Source organism: Actinomadura flavalba DSM 45200 (assembly GCF_000374305.1).
Lineage (GTDB): Bacteria > Actinomycetota > Actinomycetes > Streptosporangiales > Streptosporangiaceae > Spirillospora > Spirillospora flavalba.
Map to the genome: position 1 here is coordinate 122,102 of NZ_KB894095.1, position 26,046 is coordinate 148,147.

General features: G+C 66.7%; 21 protein-coding genes. 13 read left to right on the forward strand and 8 right to left on the reverse strand.

Annotated elements, in window-relative coordinates:
• Positions 1 to 13 precede the first annotated feature (13 nt).
• The 6 genes from C229_RS0113755 to C229_RS30485 all read right to left on the reverse strand — a co-directional run bounded on the left by C229_RS0113755 (position 14) and on the right by C229_RS30485 (position 7,819).
• Positions 14 to 193, reverse strand: coding sequence for a hypothetical protein (locus C229_RS0113755; RefSeq protein ID WP_155884820.1), 180 nt, complete (start codon positions 191 to 193; stop codon positions 14 to 16).
• A gap of 489 nt (positions 194 to 682) precedes the next feature.
• Positions 683 to 1,066: a hypothetical protein gene (locus C229_RS34225; RefSeq protein WP_155884821.1), complete on the reverse strand. Its 384-nt coding sequence runs from the start codon at positions 1,064 to 1,066 to the stop codon at positions 683 to 685.
• 29 nt (positions 1,067 to 1,095) lie between these two features.
• Entirely contained in the window at positions 1,096 to 1,929 is an 834-nt protein-coding gene (locus tag C229_RS0113765) for a phosphoadenosine phosphosulfate reductase family protein (RefSeq protein WP_018655655.1), read from the reverse strand.
• Positions 1,913 to 5,506 carry an ATP-binding protein gene (locus tag C229_RS0113770; RefSeq protein WP_018655656.1) on the reverse strand — a complete coding sequence of 1,198 codons (3,594 nt, stop codon included), beginning with the start codon at positions 5,504 to 5,506 and terminating at the stop codon, positions 1,913 to 1,915. The genes C229_RS0113765 and C229_RS0113770 overlap by 17 nt, the downstream gene beginning before the upstream one ends.
• Positions 5,503 to 6,591 carry a DUF4007 family protein gene (locus C229_RS0113775; protein WP_018655657.1) on the reverse strand — a complete coding sequence of 363 codons (1,089 nt, stop codon included), beginning with the start codon at positions 6,589 to 6,591 and terminating at the stop codon, positions 5,503 to 5,505. The genes C229_RS0113770 and C229_RS0113775 overlap by 4 nt, the downstream gene beginning before the upstream one ends.
• Positions 6,592 to 6,643: 52 nt before the next feature.
• Positions 6,644 to 7,819 (reverse strand): cysteine desulfurase family protein, encoded by a 1,176-nt coding sequence (locus C229_RS30485; RefSeq protein WP_033424345.1) that lies wholly within the window; start codon positions 7,817 to 7,819, stop codon positions 6,644 to 6,646.
• A 471-nt stretch (positions 7,820 to 8,290) separates the two neighbouring features.
• Between C229_RS30485 and C229_RS0113790 the strand changes: the two genes are divergently transcribed.
• From C229_RS0113790 to C229_RS34230, 9 genes are all read left to right on the forward strand, one after another.
• Positions 8,291 to 9,898 (forward strand): DEAD/DEAH box helicase, encoded by a 1,608-nt coding sequence (locus tag C229_RS0113790; RefSeq protein WP_026313774.1) that lies wholly within the window; start codon positions 8,291 to 8,293, stop codon positions 9,896 to 9,898.
• Complete coding sequence (locus C229_RS0113795) at positions 9,895 to 11,760, forward strand: ATP-binding protein (RefSeq protein ID WP_033424386.1); 1,866 nt, start codon at positions 9,895 to 9,897, stop codon at positions 11,758 to 11,760. The genes C229_RS0113790 and C229_RS0113795 overlap by 4 nt, the downstream gene beginning before the upstream one ends.
• Positions 11,761 to 11,762: 2 nt before the next feature.
• The gene (locus tag C229_RS33605; RefSeq protein WP_081639867.1) at positions 11,763 to 12,668 is read left to right on the forward strand and encodes a phospholipase D family protein; all 906 of its coding nucleotides are present in this window, start codon (positions 11,763 to 11,765) and stop codon (positions 12,666 to 12,668) included.
• A 986-nt stretch (positions 12,669 to 13,654) separates the two neighbouring features.
• On the forward strand, positions 13,655 to 13,978 hold the full coding sequence (locus tag C229_RS0113800) for a hypothetical protein (protein WP_018655663.1): 324 nt from the start codon (positions 13,655 to 13,657) through the stop codon (positions 13,976 to 13,978).
• 340 nt (positions 13,979 to 14,318) lie between these two features.
• A complete protein-coding gene (locus C229_RS30490; RefSeq protein ID WP_018655664.1) occupies positions 14,319 to 15,287 on the forward strand; it encodes a ParB/RepB/Spo0J family partition protein in 969 nt (322 codons plus the stop codon).
• Positions 15,288 to 15,361: 74 nt separating this feature from the next.
• Positions 15,362 to 15,568: a hypothetical protein gene (locus C229_RS0113810; protein WP_018655665.1), complete on the forward strand. Its 207-nt coding sequence runs from the start codon at positions 15,362 to 15,364 to the stop codon at positions 15,566 to 15,568.
• Positions 15,569 to 15,612: 44 nt separating this feature from the next.
• Positions 15,613 to 16,062 carry a hypothetical protein gene (locus C229_RS0113815; protein WP_155884822.1) on the forward strand — a complete coding sequence of 150 codons (450 nt, stop codon included), beginning with the start codon at positions 15,613 to 15,615 and terminating at the stop codon, positions 16,060 to 16,062.
• A gap of 438 nt (positions 16,063 to 16,500) precedes the next feature.
• Positions 16,501 to 16,923: a magnesium chelatase domain-containing protein gene (locus tag C229_RS0113820; RefSeq protein ID WP_026313775.1), complete on the forward strand. Its 423-nt coding sequence runs from the start codon at positions 16,501 to 16,503 to the stop codon at positions 16,921 to 16,923.
• Between the two features lie 163 nt (positions 16,924 to 17,086).
• A complete protein-coding gene (locus C229_RS34230) occupies positions 17,087 to 17,224 on the forward strand; it encodes a hypothetical protein (RefSeq protein ID WP_155884823.1) in 138 nt (45 codons plus the stop codon).
• 293 nt (positions 17,225 to 17,517) lie between these two features.
• Here C229_RS34230 and C229_RS32850 read toward each other — a convergent pair whose 3' ends face one another.
• Positions 17,518 to 18,894 (reverse strand): NsdA family TPR-like regulatory protein, encoded by a 1,377-nt coding sequence (locus C229_RS32850; RefSeq protein ID WP_018655668.1) that lies wholly within the window; start codon positions 18,892 to 18,894, stop codon positions 17,518 to 17,520.
• Positions 18,895 to 19,047: 153 nt separating this feature from the next.
• Between C229_RS32850 and C229_RS34235 the strand changes: the two genes are divergently transcribed.
• The 4 genes from C229_RS34235 (at position 19,048) to fxlM (ending at position 25,695) form a co-directional block, all read left to right on the forward strand.
• Positions 19,048 to 19,224 carry a hypothetical protein gene (locus tag C229_RS34235; RefSeq protein ID WP_018655669.1) on the forward strand — a complete coding sequence of 59 codons (177 nt, stop codon included), beginning with the start codon at positions 19,048 to 19,050 and terminating at the stop codon, positions 19,222 to 19,224.
• Between the two features lie 116 nt (positions 19,225 to 19,340).
• A complete protein-coding gene (locus C229_RS0113850; RefSeq protein WP_276203307.1) occupies positions 19,341 to 22,382 on the forward strand; it encodes a lantibiotic dehydratase in 3,042 nt (1,013 codons plus the stop codon).
• On the forward strand, positions 22,379 to 23,650 hold the full coding sequence (locus C229_RS0113855) for a lanthionine synthetase C family protein (RefSeq protein ID WP_018655671.1): 1,272 nt from the start codon (positions 22,379 to 22,381) through the stop codon (positions 23,648 to 23,650). The genes C229_RS0113850 and C229_RS0113855 overlap by 4 nt, the downstream gene beginning before the upstream one ends.
• On the forward strand, positions 23,647 to 25,695 hold the full coding sequence (gene fxlM / locus C229_RS33610; RefSeq protein WP_026313778.1) for a methyltransferase, FxLD system: 2,049 nt from the start codon (positions 23,647 to 23,649) through the stop codon (positions 25,693 to 25,695). Before C229_RS0113855 ends, fxlM begins: the two co-directional genes overlap by 4 nt.
• A gap of 116 nt (positions 25,696 to 25,811) precedes the next feature.
• On the opposite strand, the gene C229_RS34240 is transcribed toward fxlM, so the two are convergent.
• Positions 25,812 to 25,985, reverse strand: a complete 174-nt coding sequence (locus C229_RS34240; RefSeq protein WP_155884824.1) for a hypothetical protein — start codon at positions 25,983 to 25,985, stop codon at positions 25,812 to 25,814.
• Between the last annotated feature and the right edge of the window lie 61 nt (positions 25,986 to 26,046).

Genomic DNA, 26,046 nt, shown 5'->3' on the forward strand with positions numbered 1-26,046 from the left:
CACAAGCCGACCCTCAACGCCGCATCCACCCGGATGTTGCCGTCCACCACCCGGTCCCGCCGCCCGGCTCGGCCGCGATTTCCAGCGGCGTCACGATGCCCGCCGCCGCCACCGACTTACGAAACGCCTGATCGGCCTGCTTGTCCTCACGGACGTTGCCCCGATGCGCGGTCAACAGCTCGACCGGGATCATCGGCTGCTCGGTGTAGGACAGAGCGTGCTGCCCGAGATCGGGACAGCCCACCTCGCCGTCGGGGGACCCGTCGTGGACGGCGGACTCTTCTGGGCTTCGTGCTCGGATTCGATGTCTTTGGCTTCGGTCACGTGCGTCCTTTCACCGCCGGGCTCGGTTGACGGCGCCGCCGCGTGGCGCTGCTCGAGGACTGTGGTCGGCCCTGGCCCAACTCAAGGCGACCGCGACGCGTGCAGCCGGGAACGCACACCGGGCGGCCCAGCCGGTTCAGATGCTCTCGGCGAAGACGAAAAGGTTCTGGACCGGCAGGCGAGCGCGAAGCACGGTCGCGGGCACGGCAGGCACGGCAAGCGCGGCAAGCGCGGCACAGCCTCGCGAGCCGGACGAGAAGTCGACTACTGTGCGCTGCGCGGCCCAGCGATAAGAGCACGGCAGCGACAACTGCGAAGGAGAACAGGCAGTTCTCTCATGTGAGGAATGCCCGTTCAATCAGAGGTGCTTGCCGTCAGATATCTGGATCGACGATGAGCGGCCGAAGGCGAACCGCCGCTGGATCACGGCGTGCTGGCCCCGCTCGCCGACTTCCTCGGCCGGCGCCAGGTCCTCGGCTCGGGTGGCTGGGCTTCGGCCCAGCCACCCGAGCCGATCCACGCGCTGGGTGTCGGCTGGTGTGGACCGCTCTGCAGATCGGCCTGGCTGCGGCTGCGCGTTGGTCAGGTACAGCGGGTGGTGGCACCGCTCTGTTGCAACTCGCCTGCCGCCCATTGAGGGCGGTGTGTTCGATTCCTGCGAGCTGGGTCCCGGCAGTTCTTGCGCGGTAGCTCGACACCAGTCCTCATAGGCAACGGTAATCGCGCAATAGTCGTTCTGCATTCCGGATGTTCTCCACGACAAACCGCAATTTAGAGGTGGCAGACAGAGCAACCAGCCTCGTCGTCGTCGGAGTCGAGGGCGTCGGAGAGGACTTCGAGGAGCGGACGGTTGGGCTTGACGCGATTGGCGGCGCGCTCCAAGGCCGTCTGGTGCTTGGCTTCGATCTCATCCCGGCGCTCGATGAGCTCTGGGAGCGACTCGCCTTGTGACCAGGTGTAGTTGCGGCCCTTCATGGCGGTGTGTCGGTATCGCACCTTCTCCTCGTACTCGACGGCACGGTCGAACAGCTCTGGGTGGCGCTCCTTGAGGCCGACCCACTCGTGCTTACGCTGGAAGAAGCAAAAGTAGCAGCCCGAGCGCGTTCGCCACTCGTAGTAGCCAGGCAGGCCGATGCCAGCCTCGTCGAGGATGCGCATCACGCCGGCCTTATCGATGCCGTCCTCGCGGAAGGGGAAGACGGCATCGATGTTTGGCTTGGTGCTGACGTAGCCGATTCGGTTCTCGTCGGCACGGATGGCGACGTAGGAGATGACCAGGTCATCGCCGACCCAGTCCTCTAGGGGCTTGATCTTGAGATTTTTGGTGCACCAGCGCATCTGCGGGCTAGGCAGAGTACCTTGGTAGACCTCCATCCAGTGGTCGAAGTCGCGGTCGGCGTTGAGTCGCACGATAGACTTGCCCAAGGCGGCCTCAAGCCGGTTGAGGTACTCATAGGTTTCGGGCAGTTCGGCACCGGTGTCGCAGAAGAAGTACTCCATTTCCGGGACTCGATCGCGCATGTAGACGGCAAGCGCCGATGAGTCCTTGCCGCCGGATATACCGAGCACATGCCGGACCTTGTGGGGGTTAGGCCTGTCGGTCATCTTGTGTCTCCCTTTCGTTGGCCGCTGCGGCGCTTTCGGTCACTCGCTGGGCGAGAGCAGCGAGCAGAATCCGTGCCCCGTCGGGTCCGAGAGCGTTCTCAGCCTGCTTGAGAATGTCGGCCGCGAGGGTTTCAGCCTCGCTGCGGGCCTGTTGGGGTACGTAGATCAGAGTCCGCCGCTCAGCACCGGCGCTGTCGGTCAAGGTCAACAGCTGGGCGTCGAGCTTCTCTTCCCGGCCATCGACGTCTCGACCCGCGTGGTGTAGGTGGCCGACACGGTCAAGGGCGGTGGCCATCGCCCGGGCCTTCTGGGGGAAGACCTTGGCTTCGTGGTCGTTCCAGTCGCCAAGGGCGGAGTTGGTCAGCCGTACGACGATGGGCTCCAGCCAGTCGTCGTCCTCAAGGCTGTCGCTAAGAACGAAGTCGACGAAGCCTCGCAACTCCGGTGTGAGCACGGCGTCTGCGAAGCCCCGCAATCGGGCCGCGAGCCCAGTACGCAGCTGGGACAGTTCGGCAGGCAGGCGGAACTCCGTAGCTAGGACGCGAACGACCTTCGAACGCAGCTGACTGTCGATCGCGAAGAGCTCGTCCGCCGCGGCGGTGAGGCGTGCGACGTAAACGTTCGCCGCTTCGGCGTTGGCGCGCGTGCGCGCCGGAATCTCGGGGAGGCCGAGTGCCTTCGGCAGCGCATGGAAGAGCAGTTCGTCGGGGTCGACCGCCTTGGCGATGGCGGCGCGCACAGCGCGGGCGTCGGCGGAGATGTTCTTGGTGGTGCGGGCGTACTTGTTGAGGTCGGCTACCCGCACAATGAGAGCGCTGGCGACCGAGAGCAGGTCAGGGTTGCGCAGTGCCTGAGAGCGAGCTGCTTCCACACCTAGCGCGACCTGCAACTCCTTGATGACGCGGCCGCGCTGCATGCCGCCTGTGGGCGTGTACTTCACCGAAAATCGCCCAGGTCCTTTGACCAAGCGCTCCACCACGTCGATGGTCAGTCGAGGAAGGTAGGTGCCTTCTTCGAACAGGGCGACGTCGTGGCGGCGGATGATCAGGGCCGGCACCAGGAACACCGGGACGACGCCCGCTTTGAGTCCGAAGGGCGGGCTCATCAAAACCCGGATGACCTCCTCAACGCTCAGTCGCTCAGTGGCATCCGTTAGCACCTTGTTCAGCGCGTTCCAAGCGGGTTGGGCGTGCTCGTGACCGGCGCCCGGCGCTGAGAAGCCGTACGGGACCAGGCTCTCCCGCTGGCTCTCGGCTTGGGCTACGCCGTTCTCTCGATGCAGGCCGAGGTAAGCCAGTACACCGCTATACATCGCGCGTTCGGCGCGGTAGCCGTCGCTGAAGCCGAGGTTTTTCTGCCCAGAAGCGGAGAGCATGGCCGTCATCAGTACGCCGCGGGCTTGGGCGGCCTGGCTCGTCAGGACGTGGCGCCCGAGCATCTCATTGCGGATGTGAGGTGTGTGCGGATAAACCGACTCGCAGGCTAGCGAGACAAGCCCGCTCAAGCTGCGGGCCGTCAACCCGGAGACGGCCGGTTCTTCGCCGGGAGCGATGCCGCTGTGCCAAAGGCTCCAGGATGCTTCGGGGGATGGCGGGTAAAAAGCGTCCTGCAGTAGCTCCAGCAGTTCGGCCTCAGCCTGCACGATTCGCTCAGTGAGTTCTCGCCTGGCGACGTGGTCGAGGCCCGGCTCGTCGCTGAGTTCCTTGAGCGCGACTAGATAGGTGGCTTTGGTGAGCACGGCTTCGGGGTCGGGTGTGGTCCCGACGAGCACCGGCAGAGGCGAAATGACGTCGGGCCGGTCCGCGTTACTGCCGAGGTGGAACACGACGAGACCATCTGCGGGCTCTTTCAGCTCGTCTGGCGCAGCGACGGTCATGGTCTCCGGGCCGCTGACTGCGGTGTAAAAAACTCGCATCATGCCGGTGATCTGGCTTTGGCGACCGGCGACGAATGCCTGGGGAACGAGTTTACTAAGTCGGCGGATGATCGAGGGTGCGTCGAGGTGAGCGATGATTTCCTTGACCCGGCCGTCGATGTCGACGTCTGTGCCTTGCCAGACCCGATATTCGCCGCTGAAGTCACGATGGACCACAAAGCCTCGGCGTACGAGGTCGGCGAGCCGCGCCTCCAGGGCCGCGAAGGCAGTGGAATCGGCTAGGTCGGTGGGGTCGTGGAGGGCGAAGTGAACCATCGGAGCGGTCGCGCTGAGAGCCCCGTCGGAGTCGATCAGATTGAGCACACCGATGGTCTTGAGGACGTCTTGGTCTGCCTCTGATAGCCCGTTGGCATCCCGAAGGCGCGAGTCGACTTCGATCCACCGGCTGGCGTTGGCAGACGAGAGCAGGGTCGTACGTCCGGAGTTGAGGAAGTAGTCGTACAGCTGCGGCAGCCGCACCGTGCTGGCGCGATCGGCCTTCGCGACGCTGTGCTGCGCTAGTGAATGGCGGACGGTGTTGGGCTCCCCGCTATTGAGGAAGCCCGACAGGCTCCGGTCGTGCTGTCCGATCTGAGCGGCAAGAATCGGCGCGGCCAGGGCCGTCAGTGGGTGCAGTGGGTAGAGGTCCGCGAAATGGTCGGGCCCGAGTTCGGCCAGGACCCCCAGGCCGTGCTCGGCCCAGATGGCAGACGATGCCTGGGCCGACGCCGTGATCAGTGCTTGTCCCGCAGCGCTGACAGCTGAGCGGTCAAGGCGACGGCGTAGCAGATGCAGTGAGTCGCCGTGGTGGGGGACGAAGGTGATGTCTTCGAAGCGTCCCTGAATCTTGGCCCATTCGCGGGTCTTAAGGTCGCTGGACCGTGAGGCATAGTCCATGAAGGACAAGTGCTGCAAGGTCATGAGGTAGAGGGGCAACCCGTTAGGGCCAGCGGACCTCTCGGCGAGTTCCTGCAGCAGGAACAGGTCGTGCTGGGGGTCGGTAAACTCGTGGTTGCCCGCGAGGTGTTCGAGCGTCTTGCCGAACTCGTCGATGACGAGGAGCAGAGGCTGCTTCCCGCCCTCGGTCAGTGCGGTGACGGCGGCAAGGATGTCCTTGGCGCTGGCGCTGTTGGGGTCGACGCATGCCGCCAGGGCTGCGGCGATCGCCTTCGGGGCTCGCTTACCCCAGCGCCGTGCAGCCGCCGTGTTCAATGCACGGGCGAGCGTGGCGACGAGGGGTTCGCGGCGGGCGGTGGCCACGCCGCCGAGGAAACCTTTAGGGGCGCTGGCGTCAAGGGCTGCGGTCAGGCGGTGGGCAAGAGCTGGACTGGCTTTGTCGAGGATGCGGGTGGATTCACTGCGCCGCTCGGCGTCCCGTCCGAGGAGTGCGTCGATGAAGTTGGCCAGCGTGGACTTGCCGGATCCGTAAGGGCCGGTGAACGACCAGGCGCGGGTGCGGTGTTGGTCGGCTAGGGCACTTGCGATGCGTTCCAGGACATCGACGGCCCGGGCGCCGACGTAGGGTTCGTGCAAGGCGTCCTCAACATCGCGCTCAAGGTTGGTCGAGCGCATTTGGGAGCCGATGAGCTTGATACCAGCGGGGAACTGCGGGCCGAAGCCGGCCGTCGTGCTAGAGGTCTGCGTGGAGGTCGGGGCGGTCACGCGATCTCCTCGAAGAGGGTCTCGTTGGTGTCGGTGGAGGTGGTGAGTTCCTTCTGCGCGGCCTCGGAGAGCCTGGGGAACTTGGCAGCCCACTCTTCACGGGTGGGAAAACCGGGACGACGGCTGACGAAGTCGTACTGCTCGTCGAGCACGTCCCACGCCAGAACGAAGGGATCAGTGGTGAAGGCGAGGCTGCGCTGCCCCACAGCTTCGGTTAGGTCGAGCTGTGGATGATCGGCGGCGACCTTCTGAAGTGCCATGACGATCTCGTTCTCCCGGACGCGGAACGCGCGCCCTGGAGACCCCGGCTCATTGGCGAGACGGGCCACGGAGATGGAGTTGGCCTGCCGGGTGAACTTAGCGGCGTAGTCGAGGCAGGCGTAGGCCAAGACTCGGGCGGGAAGCGTCGTGCGCTGACCGCTCGTGAACTGCCATTCGGCCTTACCGCGCGTACCGACGAAGGTGAGCAGGTCGAGATCGCGGAAGGGGCAGGCGAGCATGTCTTCGTAGCTGCCTGGGGAGCCCGCTTTCTCTGGTGAGCTGCGCGCGTACATCTTGGTGAGGCAGTCGATGTCGCGAACGATCGACGCTTCGACCGGGCGCTCCTTGTAGGAGAAGTTCACATGGCGAGTGACGACCTGGGTCATGTCCGCCACGGTGAACCGGGAGAACGGTGCCAGGTGGAAGGCCGTGTACCAGGTCGGTGCGTGGCTCTTGGCCGCAGGTCGGGAGGAAACTAGCCACCAGTGCAGCAGCCAGAGGCTGCCGTTCTCCTCCAGGTAGGGATCGGCGCCGTCCTCATCGAGAAGCCAACGGGCCTCCCACGTGGGAAACGAATGCTTAGAACGGGCCCCGTCCGTCGGGTAGTGCTCGCGGGTCAGCTTGAAGGCGCGTGACCAGTAGCGCATGGCGTTCACCATGTTCTTGCCTACGCCGAACAGCACCGGCGCGTCCTCAGCGAGGAATGCGCTGGGATCGTCCTTGACCTGCATGTAGGCCTTGTGGAGCCAGCCGAAGCGGGGCGCGAACGTTTCGTGTCGCGCGAAGGCAAAGTGAGCGGCTTCCCCAAGCCGGCTGTCTGACATCCAGGACCCTTCTACGTCCAGTGCGTGCGCTGTAACGAGGTACAGGCAACCGTTAGCGAGGATGGTGAGCTTCCGTCAGCGCGGCACGAACTTGCATTACGGCACGTTTAACGGCCTGCGCGGCGTGGTCGATCTCGTCGACCGTGGTGGCGTAGCCCAACGAAAATCGGATGGTGCTGTCGGCGTCTTCCCGCGTCAAACCCATCGCCAGGAGCACATGGCTCGGCGTCGGTGCGCCAGATGCACACGCGCTTCCTTCAGAGGCAGAGACATCGGGCATGGCAGCCAAGACCGCGTCTGCCGGGACTCCAGGAATAGTAATGCTGGTGACGCCCGGTAGTCGCTGATCGCGTCGACCGTTGAGGCGGCAGTCAGGTAGCGCGCCTGCTATCAGGTGTTCGAGGCGGTCACGCAGTGCACGGACCCGCTCGACTTCTTCAGCGAGGCTGTGACGCGCGGCCTCGGACGCCGCTCCCATGCCGGCTATCCCTGCCACGTTCAGCGTTCCTGCACGCCAGCCCCGTTCCTGTCCGCCGCCGACCAGGAGCGGCCGGTGCGGCAGAGGCACTCCCCGCCGCACAAACAGAGCTCCTGCGCCCTGTGGACCACCGAACTTATGGGCCGACAGCGACAGGAGATCCACGTCGAGCTCAGTGACGTCCACAGGGAGTCGTCCGATGAGCTGTGTCGCGTCCGTATGGACGAGTGCGTCGGCTTCATGAGCCGCCTTGGCCGCGACCCGCAGGTCAGTGAGGACGCCAGTCTCGTTGTTCGCCGCCATCAGAGAGACCAGTCCTCCGCGGCGTGTCGCGAATACTTGAGAGAGAGCGTCGAGATCCACCAGTCCGTCCACGCCGACCGGTAGCAGAACAAGTTCATCGGGACTACCAGCGGTGACCGCGCGAGCCGTCTCCAAGACGGCCGGATGCTCAGCAGGGCTCGTCACCAGAGGATCCCCAGGAGCGAACGCGGCACGGAGGGCCAGGTTGTTTGCCTCGGTCGCCCCGGAGGTGAAGATGAGCTCACCCGGCGAACACCCGAGGAGGTCGGCTAGCTGTCGGCGAGCGACGTCGACCCGATGAGCGGCCTGCTGACCCGCTGCATGCGTGCTCGACGCGTTACCGACCAACTGCATGGCCTCGCAGACGGCCGCATACGCCTCCGGCCGGACCGGAGCGGTGGCATTGTAGTCGAGGTAGGACTCATCCGACGCGTCCGACCCATCCATCGCTCCGTCACCCCGCCTCGCTCGTGTCCCGTACCAATGTACTCCTGGTGGGAAGCTTCTGCCGCCTCCTAGGTTCCCCCAGCAGGTGGGGCGATCCTAGCCGTGAGCCAAGATCCACTCCGTGAATTCCTCGGAACACGGGGTGTTGCGAGCCGCAGGTCGAACTAGCGTTCTACTTCAAGCTCTCCAGCGCAAGTCGTGCGCAGCCAAGATCCAATCTCGTTGGCTGAGTTGGGAGTGGAGCGAACAACCTCACTAACTGGGACTTCGTCTGTTAGTGCCCCCGTTGTCGGTACTCCCCTCTAGGGTGGTCTGCACGCTCCAGCGCTGAGTAGCAACGCTCGCTGGTGTGGCGCTGGGTGTGCTCGAATCGGGGGCAGAGTTCATGACGACAGGTGCTACGGCTGCAAGGATGTGCGGATTGATGCCTGTCACGGGGCAGGTGGAGTAGTGACTGGGTGGTCACCCGGGATGTCTTTTAAGGCGCTCCTCGCCGATGCGCCGATGGCTTATGTTCGCGACCATCTCGGCGAACAGTTGTGCTCTCTGCTTGATCTGATCGACGGAGGTGTGGCAGGAGACGATCGTCTCCGGGCTGTCGCACCGATCGCTATCGACGCCGAGCGCCTGGTCGCCGACGAGGCCGAGCGTGCAACTTTGATCGCCATGCTCCCGGGCACTAAGCAAGCCGAGTTGGCGCAACGCCTTGGACTCGTGCGCGACGAGCATCCACCGATGAGCTACCTGCGGAGCTTGAAGTGGACCGTGGACGAGCGTCGCGAACTGCTGGAGTTCTTCGGTTTCACGGTTGACCGAGCGCCGTCCCTGCCACGGGTGTTCGCTCAGGAAGCTGCTCCAGAGTACGGCTTGTTTCCCCATCAGCGTCGCGCGGCGGCCCGAGTCAAGACACTCCTGTACGACGGCTCGCGACGAGCAGTGCTGCACCTCCCGACCGGCGTGGGCAAGACCCGAACGGGCATGAGTCTGATTTGTGATCATTTGCGGCAGCAGGAACCCACTGTGGTGGTGTGGCTGGCGCACGGACAGGAATTGCTAGAGCAGGCCGCGGTCGAGTTCGAGCGCGCATGGACAAGGGTCGGAGACCGTCCACTTCAGGTCCTTCGGCTCTGGGGTAACGCCCCCGCAGAACTGACAGAGATGAGCGATGGGCTGGTTGTCCTCGGTCTGGAGAAGGCCGTCTCAGCAGCCAAGTCAGATAAGCGGTTCTTGGCGATCCTCGCGGCACGCAGCACCCTGACGGTCTTCGACGAGGCGCATCAGATCATTGCCCCCACCTTCCAAAGAGTCGTCGACGAACTGACGATTCGTCACGATGCGAGTTTGCTCGGGCTGACCGCCACCCCGGGGCGCACGTGGGCGGACGTCTCCAAAGACGAAGAGCTCTCAGACTACTTCTCCCGGCAGAAGGTCATGCTGGAGATTGAGGGTTACACCAACCCGGTCTCCGCCCTGATCGACCAGGGCTACCTGGCCAGACCTTTGATGAGGACGGTGGCCTCTGAAGCGGGCATGCACCTGTCCTCTCGGGACCAGCAAGTCCTTGCTCGTTCGTTTGACATTCCGACTGCGATGATGGCCGACCTCGCCCGCGACGAGCAATGGAACCTCAAAATCGTCCAGACGATCACGGAGCTCCTCCAGGAGCAGCACCGACGCGTCCTCGTGTTCGCCGCCTCCGTCAGCCACTGTCGGCTGATTGCCTCCGTGCTGTCCGCTGCAGGCTTCGACGCCGAGTTTGTGACAGGCGAGTCCTCTCCCCGGCGCCGGAGCCAAGTCATCTCCCGTTTCAAGGGATCCGGACGGCGCCCAATGGTGCTGTGCAACTACGGCGTTCTAACGACAGGCTTCGACGCACCGGCGGCCAGCGCGGCAGTGATCGCCCGCCCGACCAAGTCCCTGGTGCTGTACAGCCAGATGGTCGGCCGCGTCATCCGCGGCCCGAAAGCTGGCGGTACTGACACCTGTGAAATCGTCACCGTCGTGAATCCGGAGCTTCCCGGGTTCGGCAATGTGGCAGAAGCATTCACCAACTGGGAAGACGTATGGGAGACCGCATGATCAGTGACCGCAGCAACTATCGAATCGTCAGTCCTTCGCTGACCGTCAAGGCCATGCGGGACAGCGGCTATAAGAACACCGCTTACGCTCTCGCTGAACTGATCGATAACAGCATCGACGCCAAGGCCACCCTTGTCGAGGTCTTCGCCTGTGAGAGTCCCGTGCAGGTCGGCTCCCGGACCAGCCACCACGTGGAAACCATCGCAGTCCTCGACAACGGTCATGGCATGGAGGAGCCGCAACTGCGGCGCGCTCTGAAGTACGGCGACGGGGACGGCGCAGACCCGGACCGCATCGGCCGTTTCGGCATGGGCCTGCCCAACTCCAGCATGTCCCAGTGCACCCGGCTCGATGTCTGGTCCTGGACGCAGGGGGCTGGCAACGCCCTGCACACCTACCTCAGCCTGGAGGAGATCGAACAGGGCCTGGTTGACGACGTCCCTGAACCCAAACACGACCCGCTGCCGCAGCACTGGCGCGACCTGAGCGAGGGCCTCGGAGACTCCGGCACACTCATCATGTGGACCGACCTGGACAAGGTCAACTGGCACGGAGCAGCAGCCACACTAAAGAACACCGCCGAACTGATCGGCCGGGTCTACCGGCACTACCTCCAGGACGGCCGCGTCGACATCCGGATGGCGCCCGTCCGGGAGGGCAAGGTCGTAGATGGCGAATACCACGCTGTGCCGAACGACCCGCTCTATTTGATGGTACCGACCTCTACGCCTAACCCGTTCTCAGACAAACAGATGTTCATGCCGTTCTCCATGGGCGACGACTCGGAAGCCGGCGTGGCGCCGTTCCCTGTGCTACATGAAGGCAAGAGGTACAACATCACGGTGCGGGCCTCCATCGCTCGTCCGGAGGCCCGTCGTGGCGATGTCGAAGGCCATCCGTGGCCGAGAGGGAGCCGCGCGGCGGACCCTGGCAACCTTCCGTGGGGTAAGCATGCCAAGCGCAATGTGGGCGTATCGCTCGTGCGCCAGGGCAGAGAGCTGGACCTCGACGCGTCCTGGGCCATCGGATACGACCCGCGGGAGCGTTGGTGGGGTATTGAGGTGGAGTTCCCACCGGAGCTCGACTCTATTTTCGGTGTGACGAACAACAAGCAGAGCGCCACAGTCTTCTCGTCGTTGGCTCACTTCGACTGGAGGGTTCACGCCGAGGCTGGCGAAAGCTTCAAAGAGTTCAAGGAGCGCCTTGCCGATCTTGGCGATCCACGCCTACCGCTCATCGATCTCGTGCTCTATCTGGAAGAGAAGCTCCTGCCGGCCATCCGGCGCCAGCTGAAGCAGCAAACGCATGGAACCAGCAAGGGCAAAAAGCGGCACAACGAGGACGCTGCATCAAGGGCGACGGACGCCGTCAAACGGCGCAGCGAAGAGGGTCACACTGGAAAAACTGATGAGCTCGAAGCAGGCACAACGACCGAAGACAAGCGCCAGGAGCAGGTCGCTGCCCTGACCGAACGACATCACCTCGATGAGGACATCGCCCAGTCCATGGTCGACGAGGCGCTGAAGAAGGACCTTAGAGCACGATGGATCTCTAGCTTCCAAGATACCTCCGCCTTCTTCAGTATTGACCTTATGGCCGGCATGCTGCAGGTGATCTTCAACGAAAAGCATCCGCTGCACGCCCAACTGATGGCCGTCCTCGAAGACGTTCCCGAAGACGCCGACGCGAATGATCTGCGCGACCGGCTCAACCGTGCCGCAGAAACCTTCAAACTGCTGCTCTTCTCCTGGGCGCGTATGGAAGACGAAACTCACCCCGATAAGCTCCGTGAGCGCATCGCGGACGCACGCCGCTTGTGGGGCCAGTACGCTCGCGACTTCGTAGATGGGACGGCGGACTGAGCGTGGCCGAGCCCGACCACATCTGGCGGCAGATCGAAGCCTTGATTGAGGGCGCCCAGGGCCAGGTAACATTTGTCGCACCCTTCATCAAGCGGGATGTTCTCGCGGCCATTATCTCCACTGCCCCCTCGACCGTTACAAGAATCGAGTGCATCACGCGCTGGACTCCTGAAGAGGTGGCAGCCGGAGTGTCCGACCCCGAGATCATCGAACTCACCGAGGGAGACGAGCGGCTGCACATCGTGCTCTGCCCGAGCCTGCACGCCAAGCTCTACCTAACCACAGACCGCTGCCTGGTGGGATCCGCCAACCTAACGAATAAAGCGACGGGGCGCGTTCCCGGCGCCAATATCGAGATCCTGGTAGAAGTACCTGTGACTCATCCGGAAGTCGTCCGAGTGCTAAACGAAATCGAGACTTGCGCTGTCTCGGCGACACGGCACATGGCTGCCATGGTGAGAAGCCAAGCCGAGTTGCTTAAAGAGTTGCGTCCGGCTGCCGCCGACCAACTGCGGGAAGAAGGCCAACAGGACTGGTATCCGGTAACTCGACGTCCGACGATTCTATACCCATACTACTGCGGACGCGCTAATATCGGCCGACCGGTTGAAGCAGCAATTCTTCAAGATTTCGCTTTTCTTGGCATACCGGCTGGTCTGTCCGAGGGAGAATTTCATCGATTGATAGAGGGTCGCTTACGGGAGATCCCCGCTCTCAAGGCGCTCGTAGCAGGGAACCGTCTAAGTAATGTAGAGCTGCAGCAGGCGCTTCAGGAGCAGACCGGAATGACGGACACGCAGTCCAGGAGGGTCAGCGAAACCATCGCAGCGTGGCTTCGGCACTTCGGCCATTTCTATACCGATGTGGGAACATGGGAAATTCGGCACGGGCGAGAGTTGCCCGAGTAAAACAGCCATGCCCTCGTGTACATTGCGTTACCGGCGACATGCGCCGTCGACCGCGCAGAATTAATACCAGTCGAACGGTCTGTGCACTGTCCGGAATCCTTGGGGCGGCTCACTTCGGGGCACATCACCATGTGCGGCGGACGGTGCTTCAACGGTGACCGGCCACGGCGGGCTAGTGCGACTGAGGCGCCGGTTGACCTCCTCGGGCATCGACATGTCATCGCACCTGCCCGGAGGAGTCGGTCACCGTTGGAGGCGGTTGCCGGCGACACTGAACGGCTGGCACGGGTAGCCGTCGCACCGGCCCGACGAGGTCGGTCACCGTTGGAGGACCACGCACTTCGAGCGGGCGGTGCGCTGATGGGTACGTCGCACCGACCCGGAGGGATCGGTCACCGTTGGAGGTGTGTCGGCTACAGCCGCCACCAGGGGCGCCGCCCCGTGGTCACACCGGCCCAGAGGGGTCGGTCACCCTGGAGCGAGAGACTGCGGGGCGAGCCGCACGCGAAGTCGCTCGCCGCTTGGGAGGCCGGATCGTCAGATTTTTCTCTATGAGTATAAATTTTTCTTATGAAATCTACCTATGGTCAACCCAACGGCAGACTCGGCACCGTGGGCCGCGTCGGGCTGGATGCCGTCAGCCTCGATGCGAAGGGCTTCCGGTCGTGAACGCGCATCGCGCTCCTCGCCGCAAGCGCTCGATGTGCCGTCAGCAGGCCGTCACCTAAAGGCGGAGGACTGGGACTGGATCGCGCTACGGCATACGCGCAGTGGGGAGACGTTCCGCGTTCGCTGGCCGGTGGCCGGCCAACACCGCTCCCGGACCCTCCGATCCTACGACCTGGCTCAGTCGTTCCGAGACGCGCTCGCGAGGGCGAGCGCGGAAGGACAGCCCTGGGGCATGCACAGTGGACTTCCGCTCGGGTTGAGCGCGCAGCCGCATCGTCCGTCGCGACGCCGCCGCAGCCGAAAGCTGGACGACGCCCATGGCTAATGCGCTGTTTCACAACATCTCGGCCCGGCTTCGCGAAGCCAGCGATGGCGAGGCGCTTGTCGCGGACGGCTTCGACGACGCACTCATCGGATCGGCGGAAGGATGGTTTGGCAACTCGCGTCGTGTTGTCGCGCTCTACGATCTCGCGCACTGCTTCAGGGCGCTGACCAACACGGGAATGGCGGAGGAGGAAGCCGCCGAGTGGATCGACTACAACGTCTCAGGCGCTCACGTCGGTCCCTTCATCCCTGTATTTGCCATCGTTCGGCGGCAACCCCTGATCGTCGACAGCGGCATTTGGCGAACCCGCGTATGACCGAACAGGCAGTCCGTGCGGGCTGCCTGTTCGCGTTCTAGCCCTGCCCTCGCTGCGGAGACCCACCGCATCGCGAGCTCTCAGGGGCCGACGCCTCGCCCGGCTCTTTAGGCTGCGTCGCGCTTGCCGTGCTCGCAACCGGGCTCTCGCTGCGCTCGCCCTGCCGGTTCAAGATCTTTTCGTCTTCGCCGAAAACATCTTGAACCCGCAGGGGCACCCGGTGTGCGTTCCCGGCTGCACGCGTCGCGGTCGCCTTGAGCCGGGCCAGGGCCGACCACGGTCCTGCGGCAGCGCCTCGCGGCGGTGCCGATAGCCGAGCCCGGCGGTGAAGGGATCGCACATGACCGAAGCCGCAGTCATCGCCTCCGACCACGACGACCCGAACGGCGTCACCGAACAGGACGAGAGCGCCGACAGCGCGACGAGCCCTCCCGAGACCAAGGGGCAGTCCCCGGTCTACACCGAGCGGCCGATGATCCCGGTGGAGTTGCTGACCGCGCATCCGGGCAATGTCCGCGAGGACAAGCAGGCCGACCAGGCGTTCTGCAAGTCGGTGGCCGCCGCCGGGATCGTGACGCCGCTGGAGATCGCGGCCGAGCCCGAGGGCGGTTACCGGGTGGTCGACGGCAACATCCGGCTGGACGCCGCGCTGAAGGTCGGGCTGGAGGCGGTGCCGTACTTCTTCTCCGACACCGGCGATGAGGAGGGGCTGCAGTTCCTGCACATGCTGATCACCAGCCGGTATCGCAAGAGCCTGAACGTGCATGAGGAGGCCGCGGCGCTGTTCGCCGCGTCCGAGGCCGGGCTGACCAGGACCCAGATCCGCAAGACCACCGGGCTGTCGCGGGACGAAGTTCGGGACGGGGTGCGGGCTGGTGGGCTCAACGGCAACGCCCGCGAGCTGGTCGCGGAGCTGGATTATGAGTGGACGCTGGAGGAGCTGGCGTTGCTGGCCCCCTACCAGGACGATCCCGACGCGCTGGAGTACCTGGCCCGGACGGCCACCTACTCGCCGCTGAAGTACGCCGTGCAGCGGCTGGAGGACAGCCGTGCCCGCGAGAGGCGTCACGCGGCGCGGGTGGCCGAGCTGGAGGCGTCGGGCCTGCCCATCACGGCGGAGCGTCCCCAGGACGCGGTGTCGCTGCGTGCGCTGGTCACCCAGGACGGCCAGGCGATGGACGCCGACGCACACGCCGACTGCCCTGGGCGGGGCGCCGTCGCCGACGACCAGCCCTACCGCGGCGACGACCCCGCCGACCCCCTCACCGACGAAACCGAGAACGCAGCAGCCACCGCCACCAAACCGTGAGATGCCTGGCGCCCTCACCTCGACATCGGGTCCCTGGCCCTGCGATCAGGGACCCGTCATCCACGAAGGAAGACGTGACCAACAAGGAAGCGCGCAACCTGGAGCCCGGCGACGAGATCGTGCCGTGGGCCAGCCCCGACATCGGCGAGGTGACCGTCCGGGTCGCCCCAACCGAGATACGCCACCACTCCGACGGAGCCGAAGTGCAGGTCCTCACCCAGGAGATCGTGGCCTGGCCCCTGATGGAAGCCGACGACGACGTCCCGCTGGGCACCTGGTGACCGGCCAACCCGCCAGAGAGGACGCCTCCGGTACCCCTACCGACGTGACGTCACCGGACTGGGCGGCCGGTTACGAGCAGGGACGGAGAGCCGGCCGTCTGGAACTCACCCTGGAACTCCAGCGCCTGGCCGCCGACCTGGACCGGCGCACCACCCCGCCGCGACGCTGGAACATCGACGCCACCTGGGGCGGACGCGGCATCGCCGACCAACTCCACGACGATCACCTCATCATCTGCGAGGCCGCCCCGGCATCCCCCGGTCGACATCTGGCCCTACCTTGCTGCCTCCGCCAAGCGCTGCTGCCCGAGCTGAACGACGAGGACGAGATCGGCGTGGTCTGCTGCCGATGCCGCATCATCTACACCGCACAAGCCGTTCCCCGCAACGCGCTGGGCTTCGAGGACTGGGAAGACTGGGAGGAACATCCGCTCGTCAGTCTGCTGGTCGACCGAACGGCAGCGGTCATCGCTCTCCACCGCAACCGCCCATAGACCTCGCTCCTGCGTCTCCGACGTCGGAGCGCCTGACCCGGCACCGGGTTCATGGTCTCCGCACAGTCGTGAGCGCGAGCCGCCCGGATCGAGCACGCCAACCGTCGGCCGGACGTTCTGTGGCCGTCGTCGATGCCCGGTGCACGCGACGATCGCGGCGGGCGCCAGACCCGGTCAAGGTCGTTCGTCCTTGCTCGCCGACGCTCGCCGCGGGCGCTCCACCTTGACCGGGCCGGGCGCCTCGCGCCGCGCCTCCCACCGGGCACTCCTCAGCAGGCCGACCCCGGCCGACGGTGCCCGCCGAAGGGAACAGCGTGACCATTCACACCGCCGCGGTCCGCGGATTCGACACGGTAGCGATCCAAGTCGATGCCCACGCCATCCCCGGCCGTCCCGGCCTCTACCTCTGGCGCGGCCTTGCCCGCGAGCGCGAAACACGTGACCGTGTTCTCGCCGCCGTGCACAACAGCGGCGTCACTCCACCCACCCCGCGCCGTCAGCGTCGCGCTCCTGCCCGCTTCATTCCCCGAACGTGACACCGGCCTCGACCTGCCGATCGCCCTAGCCCTTCTCGCCGTCCACAAGAGCCTGAACCTGACCGACCTCACCACCACCGCGTTCATCGGCGAACTCAGACTCCACGGAGCCCTCCGCCCCATCCACGGCGTCGCCGCCCGTCTCACCGCCCTCGCGACAGCAGGCTGCACCACCGTCGTCATTCCAGCCGACAACGCGAACGAGACGTCCCTACCACCCGGCGGACCCACCATCGTGCCCGCACGGGACCTCAACGACGTCGTGCAGTGGATCACCACAACGAACCGCGCCCACGACAGCTCGAAGCGCACTCCTCACGGCTGAAACCCATCGGCTCACCATCACCCCGGCCCGAACCGACCGGGAGTCCATACCGACGAGCGTGTGTCTCCGAACGCCCACGTCCGGCAGAACCCCTCCTGACTCAGCCACCAGCCACACCTCCACCGGTGACCAAGCGGCCACCGCACCACGCGAAAGGAACACCATGGACAAGTCCCGCGATCCCAGTCCGCAGCCCGCACCCCGCGTCCCCCGCTGGCTCATCGGCGTCGACTTGGCCGCACTCGCCAAGGCCAGCGTCACCTACGGTCTCGGCACCACCGCTGGGCGGTGTACGGACTGATCGTCTGGATCGTCTTCACCCTCACGATCGTGATCACCGCCACCCGCGACGCACACCACCACCGATCCGGCGACGCATGACCGAGCCGCCGCCAGTGGCGCCGACCACGGCGCATCGTGACCCTGCGGCCCGCGCAGCAGAACGAGTTCGGCGCCGCTAACTGACACGGCCTCGGTGGCCCTGCCCTGCGCGCCGGTCCGTCCTGTGGACTGGGCCGCTTTCTCGGGCATTCAACTTGGGAGGGCGGGCCAGCAGCGGGCACGTATACCAGCGCGATCCGGTGTGTTCTCCGCCTATGAGGCGAGCAGGGAGTCCTTCAGTGCGGCAGCCGCGTTGGGTGATCGGCGGGCGATGAGGGCGGTGACCTGACGGGCCTGGTTGAGTAGCAGGGGAACGCGCTGTTGTGTCGGCAGGGCTGTGATCGTGTCGTTGACGAGGGTGGCGGCTTGGGAGGGTTCGTCCTGGCCGGTGAGGTAGCGGGCGCGGTCGAGGAGGATGAGGGGCCGGTCCATCGGGTCGTTGTCGGGGTATGCGGCGAGGGCTCTGGTCTGTTCGTCCCAGGCGCGGGGGTTTTCGGTTCGGCTGAGGACCTGCGCGCTGTACATGGTCATCTCGGCTGCGGGGAAGCCGAAGAAGGTTTCCTGAGCCTGGGCCGGGGTGAGTCTGCCGAAGATGGCCTGCGCGGTGCCGAGTTCGCGGGCCGCCTGGTCTTTGGCGCCGAGTTGGGCGTGGGTGCGGGCGGTGAGCCCGGCGAGCTGCGCGGCGGGAGCGCTGGGGGCGGCTCCGAGGGCGGTGCGGGCGCGGTCGGCGATGGTGATGACGCGCTGCGGTGTAGGTCCGTAGAAGGCGGTCATCGCTTGGGCCATGGCGATCCAGTAGCGCTGGGTGGTGTCGCCGGACAGGTCGGCGTAGCGGCTGGCGGTGTGGAGCCAGTCGCGGGCGTCACGGTCTTGGTCCAGGTCGGTGTAGAGGGCTCCGACCAGGCCGCACAGGCGGGATGCGGTGAGGTGCAGGTCGGCCTGGTGCGGGTAGCGCTCGGCTAGGACGGCGATCTCGTCCAGGTCGGGGCGCAGAGCGGCCAGGAGCGCGGCGGGTGCGGCGGTGCCGTAGGCGGCGACGTGCCCGGCGGTGACGTCGGCCCAGTGGTCCAGGTCGGCGGCGGGCAGGATGCGGCGGAGTCCGGCTTCCATGCGTGAGCGGGTGCCGTCCAAGCTGATCAGTGGAGCGGCAGCGGCGAGGGAAAGGAACTGTCGACGTTCCACGTGATCCTCCGGATCGGTGAGCACTGCCGGAACTTGCGCCTGTCCCACCAGGGTAACGATCGGCTCGGGTTCCGCCAGGCCGAGTCGCTCCAGCGGGCAGCGGAACCACAACGCCAGATAGCGACGGTAGTAGGAACCGGGTACGCCGTGTCCGTTCTCCCATTTCGAGTAGTTCGGGACGGACGGGGCGTTGTCTGAGCAGGGTGTCCCATCGTCGGCGGCCAGGCCTCGGATGCCGGCGATGACGTCTGTCTGAACCTGGCCGGACGCTAGGCGCCAAGCCATGATCAACGTGGGCGTCTGGGCTTTGAGCTGGACGGCTTGGACGAGCCGCCAAGGGCTCCAGTTCTCTGCGGCGGCCGTCTCGCGCAATTCTGCGGCGATTGACTCGCGTCCCTGGGGGTCCACGAGCGAACGGTAACACCGGTGAGGCCGAGCGCAAGGATTCGCGGGTTGCGGCCCCTCCACAACCTGGTTGTGAACAAGAGGCAATTACGTTCAGGGGTCGATATGGGTTTTCGTGAGGTGATCAGTTCCGCCTTTCCTCGGAGGAGAGTCGCCATGACGCCCCTGAACGACAGCGCCACGCCGCAGAGCATCGACGGGCACGCCGAAGCCGCGGTGGTGGCGTTGCTGGACGGCCTCGACATCACGGTCGTGCACGACGGGCCTGCCACCGCGTCGCGCAAGTGCTCGACGGACAACGGCTGCGACACCCTCGCCGGCAGCGACTGCTGAGACCGCCCACACGTCCGAGCGGCGAGCCGCGTCGCTCCACGGAATGCCGGTGACGCCCGTGACCTGGCGAGGAGAACCAAGTGCCTGCCTCAGCTTCGCAGCCGCTGTACCAAGCGGTGGACGCCGCGTTGTACCGGGCGTCGGCCTTCTCCGGTGAACTGGCCCCGAGCTGGTGGCCTCGACTGTACGTAGAGGGAGGTGTCCAGGAGGCTTGCCGGTGGATTCGCGAGGTCTGGTCCGATGCGCGCGTCGCCGAGGCGGTGGCTGTCGCGAGTCCCCGTCTGGCAGTCCAAATCGAGCAGATTTGCGATGGGCGAGCCATGTCAACTTCCCGCGCCCGCAGCGTCGTCATGTCGCTGGCCCGGTACTTGGTGCGGATGAGCGCTCGGCCGACTCCGTTCGGGCTGTTCGCGGGGGTCGCGGTCCTGGAGTTCGGTGATCGGGTCGCGGTGTCCTGGGAGCCGCGCGGTCAGTCGGTCCGGACAAGGGCTCACGCCGTGTGGCTGGCCCGGTTGCTCGCGCGCCTGGAGTCCCACCCATCGGTGCTGTGCAACCTGGCCGTCACGACGAACGATCTGGTGGTCGAAAGGGGCGACCGGCTCGTCATCCCCTGGCAACCGCACGCCACCGATCCCACCCGGCCCCCGGCGAAGCACGTTTCGCTCCGGTCGACGCCCGTCATCGGGTCGATAGTCGATGCCGCGCGCGCACCGGTGGTGTTCACCGATTTGGTCGGGACGCTCACGGCCCAGTTCCCGGACTTGCCTTCTGGCGCTGCCGAGGCGTTGCTGGCGCGTCTGGTCGGGATCGGTGCTCTGGTGACATCGTTGCGACCGCCGTCCACCAGCGGTGACGGTCTGGCCCACATCCTGGAGACGTTCGCGGCGACAAAGGCCGCCTCGCCGCGCGACGCGTCGCCGTTCCTCACCGAGTTGGAGGACATCGCCGCGCTCCTGGCGGCGAACCACCCCAGCGCGGGCGTGCGCGCGCGGGAGCTGGTCGAGGTCGAACATCCGGTGGCGGTCGATCTTCGCCTAGGCGGTCGTCTGGTCCTTCCGTCGGCCGTCACCGCCGAAGCGTCGGCCGCTGCCGACGCGCTGATGCGGCTGACGCCCCATCCCTTCGGCGTCCCCGGATGGCAGGCCTATCACGAGGCGTTCCTTGCTCGTTTCGGAGCGCACGCGCTCGTACCGGTGGCCGCACTCGTGGACCCGGTCGCCGGGCTCGGCTACCCGGCTCACTTCGCCGAGCCCGCCGCCGAACTGCCGCCTGAGCTGACGGTTCGAGACGCGCAACTGCTTCGTCTGGCGCAACGTGCCGCGCTGGACGGTGCCGACGAGATGGTCCTGCGCCAGGAGGACATCGACGATCTGCAGGGAGACGCTTCGACGTTCGACCGTGGTGAAGTTCGTGTGCCGCCGCATCTGGAGATCTGTGCGCAGCTGTGGGCATCGTCGCCGGAAGCGGTCGCGGCGGGCGACTTCCGGCTCGTGCTGTCGTCGATCAGCCGCACCGGCATCGCCCTGGCCGGCCGCTTCACCGATCTCCTGCCCGAATCCGAGCAGCAGCGGCGGCGGATCTACGCTCAGCTGCCGACCAGTGTGCAGGGCGCGCTGGCCGCCCAGCTCTCGTTCCCGCCGATTCACGCTCACCTGGAGAACGTGGTTCGCGCGCCGCAACTTCTTCCGACCCTGGTCACCCTGGCCGAGCATCGGGCGCCGGCAGCCGACCGAATCACGTTGGACGACCTTGCTGTCACCGCCGACAAGAACGGCATGTACCTGGTCTCGCAGTCACGTGGACGCGTGGTGGAGCCGGTTCTCGTCAACGCCGCCGCCCGCCGCGTCATGCCGCCGATGGCCCGGTTGCTGTTCGAGCTGCCCCGTGCTCGCAGCGCCGCTTGCTCACCGTTCGCGTGGGGCGCCGCGCGCTGCCTGCCGTTCCTGCCACGGGTCGTCTACGGCCGGACCGTGCTGGCGATGGCGCGATGGTCGCTGCCCGCGCGAGACCTTCCCGATCCGAACCTGACCGATCGGGCGTGGCGAGACCAGTTCGACGTCCTGCGCGCGAAGGTCGCACTCCCCGATACGGTCAGCGTGGGCGACTCGGACCTACGGCTGCGGCTCCGGCTGGACGAGCCGATGGACCTCGCTCTCCTGCGCGATCACCTGGACAAGGCGCGGACGGCCGGCTCGACCGTGCTGATCTCGGAGGCCGGCACGGCCGCCGACCACGGCTGGTTCGACGGCCGCGCCCACGAGCTCATCGTGCCCGTCGCCGCGACCCGAGCCGCGGCCCCCGCGCCCCGCGCCGTAACCCGGCGCCCGACCCGGAGCGCGAACCGCAGTGTGCTGCCCGGAACAGGGACCATCGCCTTCGCCAAGCTCTACAGCGACCCCCAGCTCTTCGACCTCATCCTCACCGAACACCTGCCCGTGCTGCTGGAGGCATGGACGGCATCACCGACCTGGTGGTTCGTCCGCTACCGTGACCCATCGCCCCACCTGCGGCTTCGCCTGCATCTCGCCGACCAGGACCACCAAGGGCTGGCCTACACCCGCATCGGTGCTTGGGCCGAGCAACTGCGCGCCCGTGGACTGCTCAGCCGACTGGTCTTCGACACGCATGTCGCCGAAACCACGCGATACGGCGACGGCGCGGCGCAGCGAGCCGCCGAAGCGTTGTTCGCCGCCGACTCCAACGCCGTCCACGCCCAGCTCACGACTCAGCGCGCCGACCGCGCCCTTGCGCCGTTGGCGTTGACCGCTGCTGGACGCCTCGATCTCGCCACGGCCCTCACCGGCGGCAGCTCGGCGGGAGCACGGTGGCTGATCGACCATCCACCCGCACCTTCCACGTGTCCGATGGACCGCGCAACCGCCCGCCGAGCCCAGGAACTCACCGAACCGGACTCAGTCCTCGCTCTGCCCGGAGGGCAGAACATTCTGCGCGCCTGGGAGACGCGCCGTGCCGCCGCAGACGCGTACCGCCGGTTGTGGACGTCGGCCTGCCTGGAAGCCGACACGGTGATCGGTTCGCTGCTGCACATGAACCACGTCCGCAGCGTCGGCCTCGACCCAGAGCGTGAGCACGCCTGCCAACGGCTCGCGCGCTCGGCAGCCCTCGCGCGCGTTCGCCGGCAAGAAGCCGTCCGATGATGGGTGACTCCATCGACCAAACTCACCTCGCCTCTGTGGCCGCTGCCCTGGCCGACGCCCTGGCCGTTCCGCCACCCCAACCGGCTCACGCCGACCACACGCCGAGCAGCCCGCGCTGGGACGGCCAGTCCCTGTCCAGCGGTCACCTCGGGGTGACGCTGCTGCACGCACTGCGGGCGCGCGACGGGTCGGCAGGCTGGGAGCGGCCCGCGAGGTGGTTCGCCGCCGCCGTCCGCGAACCGATCGCCGCAGCCGGCGGAGCCGGTCTCTGGCACGGAGCACCGGCGCTCGCGTTCACGCTACGCGCCGCCCGACTGCCCGGAAGTGAACCGCTGCTGGCCCACCTCGATGCCGTCGTCGCTGCCATGGTGACGCGCCAGATCGAGGCGGCCGAACGCCGGATCGCCGCGCGGCAACGGCCTGAACCGGGCGAATACGATCTCGTCCGCGGGCTGACCGGCCTCGGCGTCCATCTCCTCACCGGCGATCCGGCCAGTCCGCACTTGCGCGCCGTCCTCTCCTACCTCGTCGACCTCACCGTCCCGGTCCCCGCCGACGACGAACCCTCCAGCGACGTCCCCGGATGGTGGACCCGCTACATCCCTCACGGGAAGACGGCGCGCGACTACGGTGAGGGGCACTCCGACAACGGCATGGCGCACGGCATCACCGGGCCCTTGGCGTTCCTCGCGTTGGCGCATCGCGCCGGTATCACCGTTCCCGGGCAGCGCGCGGCCATCACCGCGATCTGGTCCTGGCTGGAGCGCTGGCAGCAATTCGGCACGGCAGGACCCTGGTGGCCCGAACGCGTCACCTTCGGCGAGTACAGCACCGGCCACGTCCATCAAACTGGTCCGGCGCGGCCGTCCTGGTGCTACGGGACGCCCGGTATCACCCGTTCGCTTCAACTGGGCGCCCGAGTCCTCAATGACCGCAGTCGTCAAGTCTTCGCAGAGCATGCGCTCCTGGCCTGCGTCTCCGACCCCGTCCAGATGGGGTGGCTCAACGATCCGGCCCTATGCCACGGCTGGGCCGGGACGCTCGCCACCGTGGCCGCCACCGCCGCCGACGCCACCACCGCCGACCTCACCGAGCAGCTACCCCGACTCACCGAACACCTGCTGCACGCGCTGGACACAACCCCCAGACAGCGTCCGGGCCTGCTCGACGGAACGGCAGGACCCGCACTGGTCCTACACAGCCTGAGCACCGGCGGCCTCACCGACTGGACGAACAGCCTCTTGATCACCGGAGGCGTCGCGCCATGAACACTGTCAGCCCTCACTGGCGTGAGATCAGCGTCTGGTTCACCTCATGGCAGGCGGCGCAACATGCCGTAACCGGAACCCTGCGACCGGCGTTGCGCCATCAAGAGGCGGTCCGCTCGATCAACCGCTGGTGGTTCCTGCGCAAGGGACGAGAATGGCGGGTGAGGTACGAGCCCGGAAGCTCGGCCGCAGAAGAAGCGACCGGAGCGCTCGACGAAACTCTCCAGGGACTTCTCAGCCAGGGCGGCTGCACGCATTGGGCCCACACCGTCTATGAACCACCGACCGCAGCTTTCGGCGGACCGCTCGGCCTGGACACCGCACACCGCCTCTTCCACACCGACAGCCGCCACGTCCTGGATCACCTGGCCACCGGCGCGGGACACCGACGCGAGCTCGGCGTCCTGCTCGCCACCGCGATGCTGCGCGCCGCGAGCCGCGACTGGTACGACCAAGGACACGTCTGGGACGTCCTTGCCCAGCACCGCACCGCACCCGCCGCACCATCCGGCACCGACCAGGTGCGCGTCCTTCTCACCGCCGACCCCGTACCGAGCAGCCTCGGCGTCAAGCCGGAATGGTTCAGCGCTTTCGAGCGCGCCGGAGCCGAGCACTTCGACCTCGACCGGCGGGGAAAGACCACCCGTGGCCTGAACGCCGTACTCGCCCACCACATCCTGTACGCCTGGAACCGCCTAGGTCTCAGCGAGCCCATCCAAGGAGCCCTAGCCCACACCGCCGCGCACGTCATCTTCCACGACCACCGGTCAGCGGCCGTCTCTAACACCGCGTCTCGCAAGCCGCAGACGGCTAACGTCGACGCGGTGACCACAGACACCGCAGGCACCCTCGCCCTTGACCCCGTCGCGCTCCGCAACGCGCTGGCCGACCGCATCCTCAGCCTCGGCACGTTCCGCACCGCCGCCGTCGAGGACGCCTTCCGCACCGTCCCGCGCGAGGTGTTCCTGCCCGGCGTCGAACTGACCGACGCCTACGCCCCCAAGGTCGTGGTCACCCAGCGCGCCGCCGACGGCACCGCCGTCTCCTCGGCCTCCTCACCCAACATCGTCGCCGGTCAGGCCGAAGACCTCGACATCCGCCCCGGCCACACCATTCTGGAGATCGGCGCCGCGACCGGCATCAACGCCGCGCTCCTCGCCGAGATCACCGGACCGGGCGGCCGCGTCGTCACCATCGAGATCGACCAGGACCTCACCGACGGAGCCCGCACCGCACTCGACAACGCCGGCTACACCTCGGTCGCCACCGTCTGCGGCGACGGCGCCGCCGGATGGGCCAAGGCCGCACCCTACGACCGGATCATCGTCACCGCCGGAGCCTGGGACATCCCGAGCCCCTGGTGGGACCAGCTCGCACCAGGCGGACGGATCGTCGTGCCCGTCCGCCTGCACGGCAGCGGCCTCACCCGATCGCTCGCCCTCGACCTGCAACCGACCGGCGAACTCCTCGGCAGCCACACCCGCGTCTGCGGCTTCGTCCCCATGCGCGGCACCACCCAAGCCGACTCCACCACCACCATCGCCCTCACCGACCAGATCGTCCTCAACACCGCCACCGTCGACGACCCCGACCAGGCCGCCCTGACCGACGGGTTCGCCGCCCGCACCCAAACGCACTGGACCGGCATCCGCGTCACCGACCACGAACCCGTCGAGCACCTCGACCTGTGGCTGGCCACCACCAGCCCCGGCTTCGCCCGCCTGTCGGTCAACGCCCAAGCCCGCACGTCCGGCATCGCCGATCCCGCCCTGCGCTGGGCCGGTGCCACCCTCTTCGACGGCGGCACCCTCGCCTACCTCACCGCACGACCCCACGGCCCCATCTCCCGCGAAATCGGCATCACCACCCACGGACCCGACAGCCACCGCCTCACCACACGACTCCTCGAACTGCTGCAGGAATGGAACCACACCCGGCCCACCCGGCCCCTCATCACCGCGCACCGCGCCGACACTCCCGACGACCGACTCGGCACCGGCGTCCGGATCGACCGCCCCGACACCCGCTTCACCATCGCCTGGTAGCCCCGCCGGAGGAAGCGCCGATGGACGCCCCAACCCCCGCCACGCCATCGCGTCTCACCGAAACGATCGCGCGCCGCTTCCCGTTCGTCGCGCGTCCCGGGGTCATCTCGCGCCCGCTACCGGTCCGGATCGCCCAGATCGAGACCCGAGCCGAACAAGCGCGCCACGGCGGCGCGGACAGCGTGCTCCGCGCCGCCCAAGCCCTCAACCTCGCCGCCCTCCTGGCCAGCGACTACGGCGACACCGACCTCGCGCGCACCCTGTGCATGCAGCAGTTCGAGCTGTTCCACGCGTCGCGTCCGCACCGTCTCGACACCGCCAAGCTCGCGCTCCAACCCCTCATCAACCTCG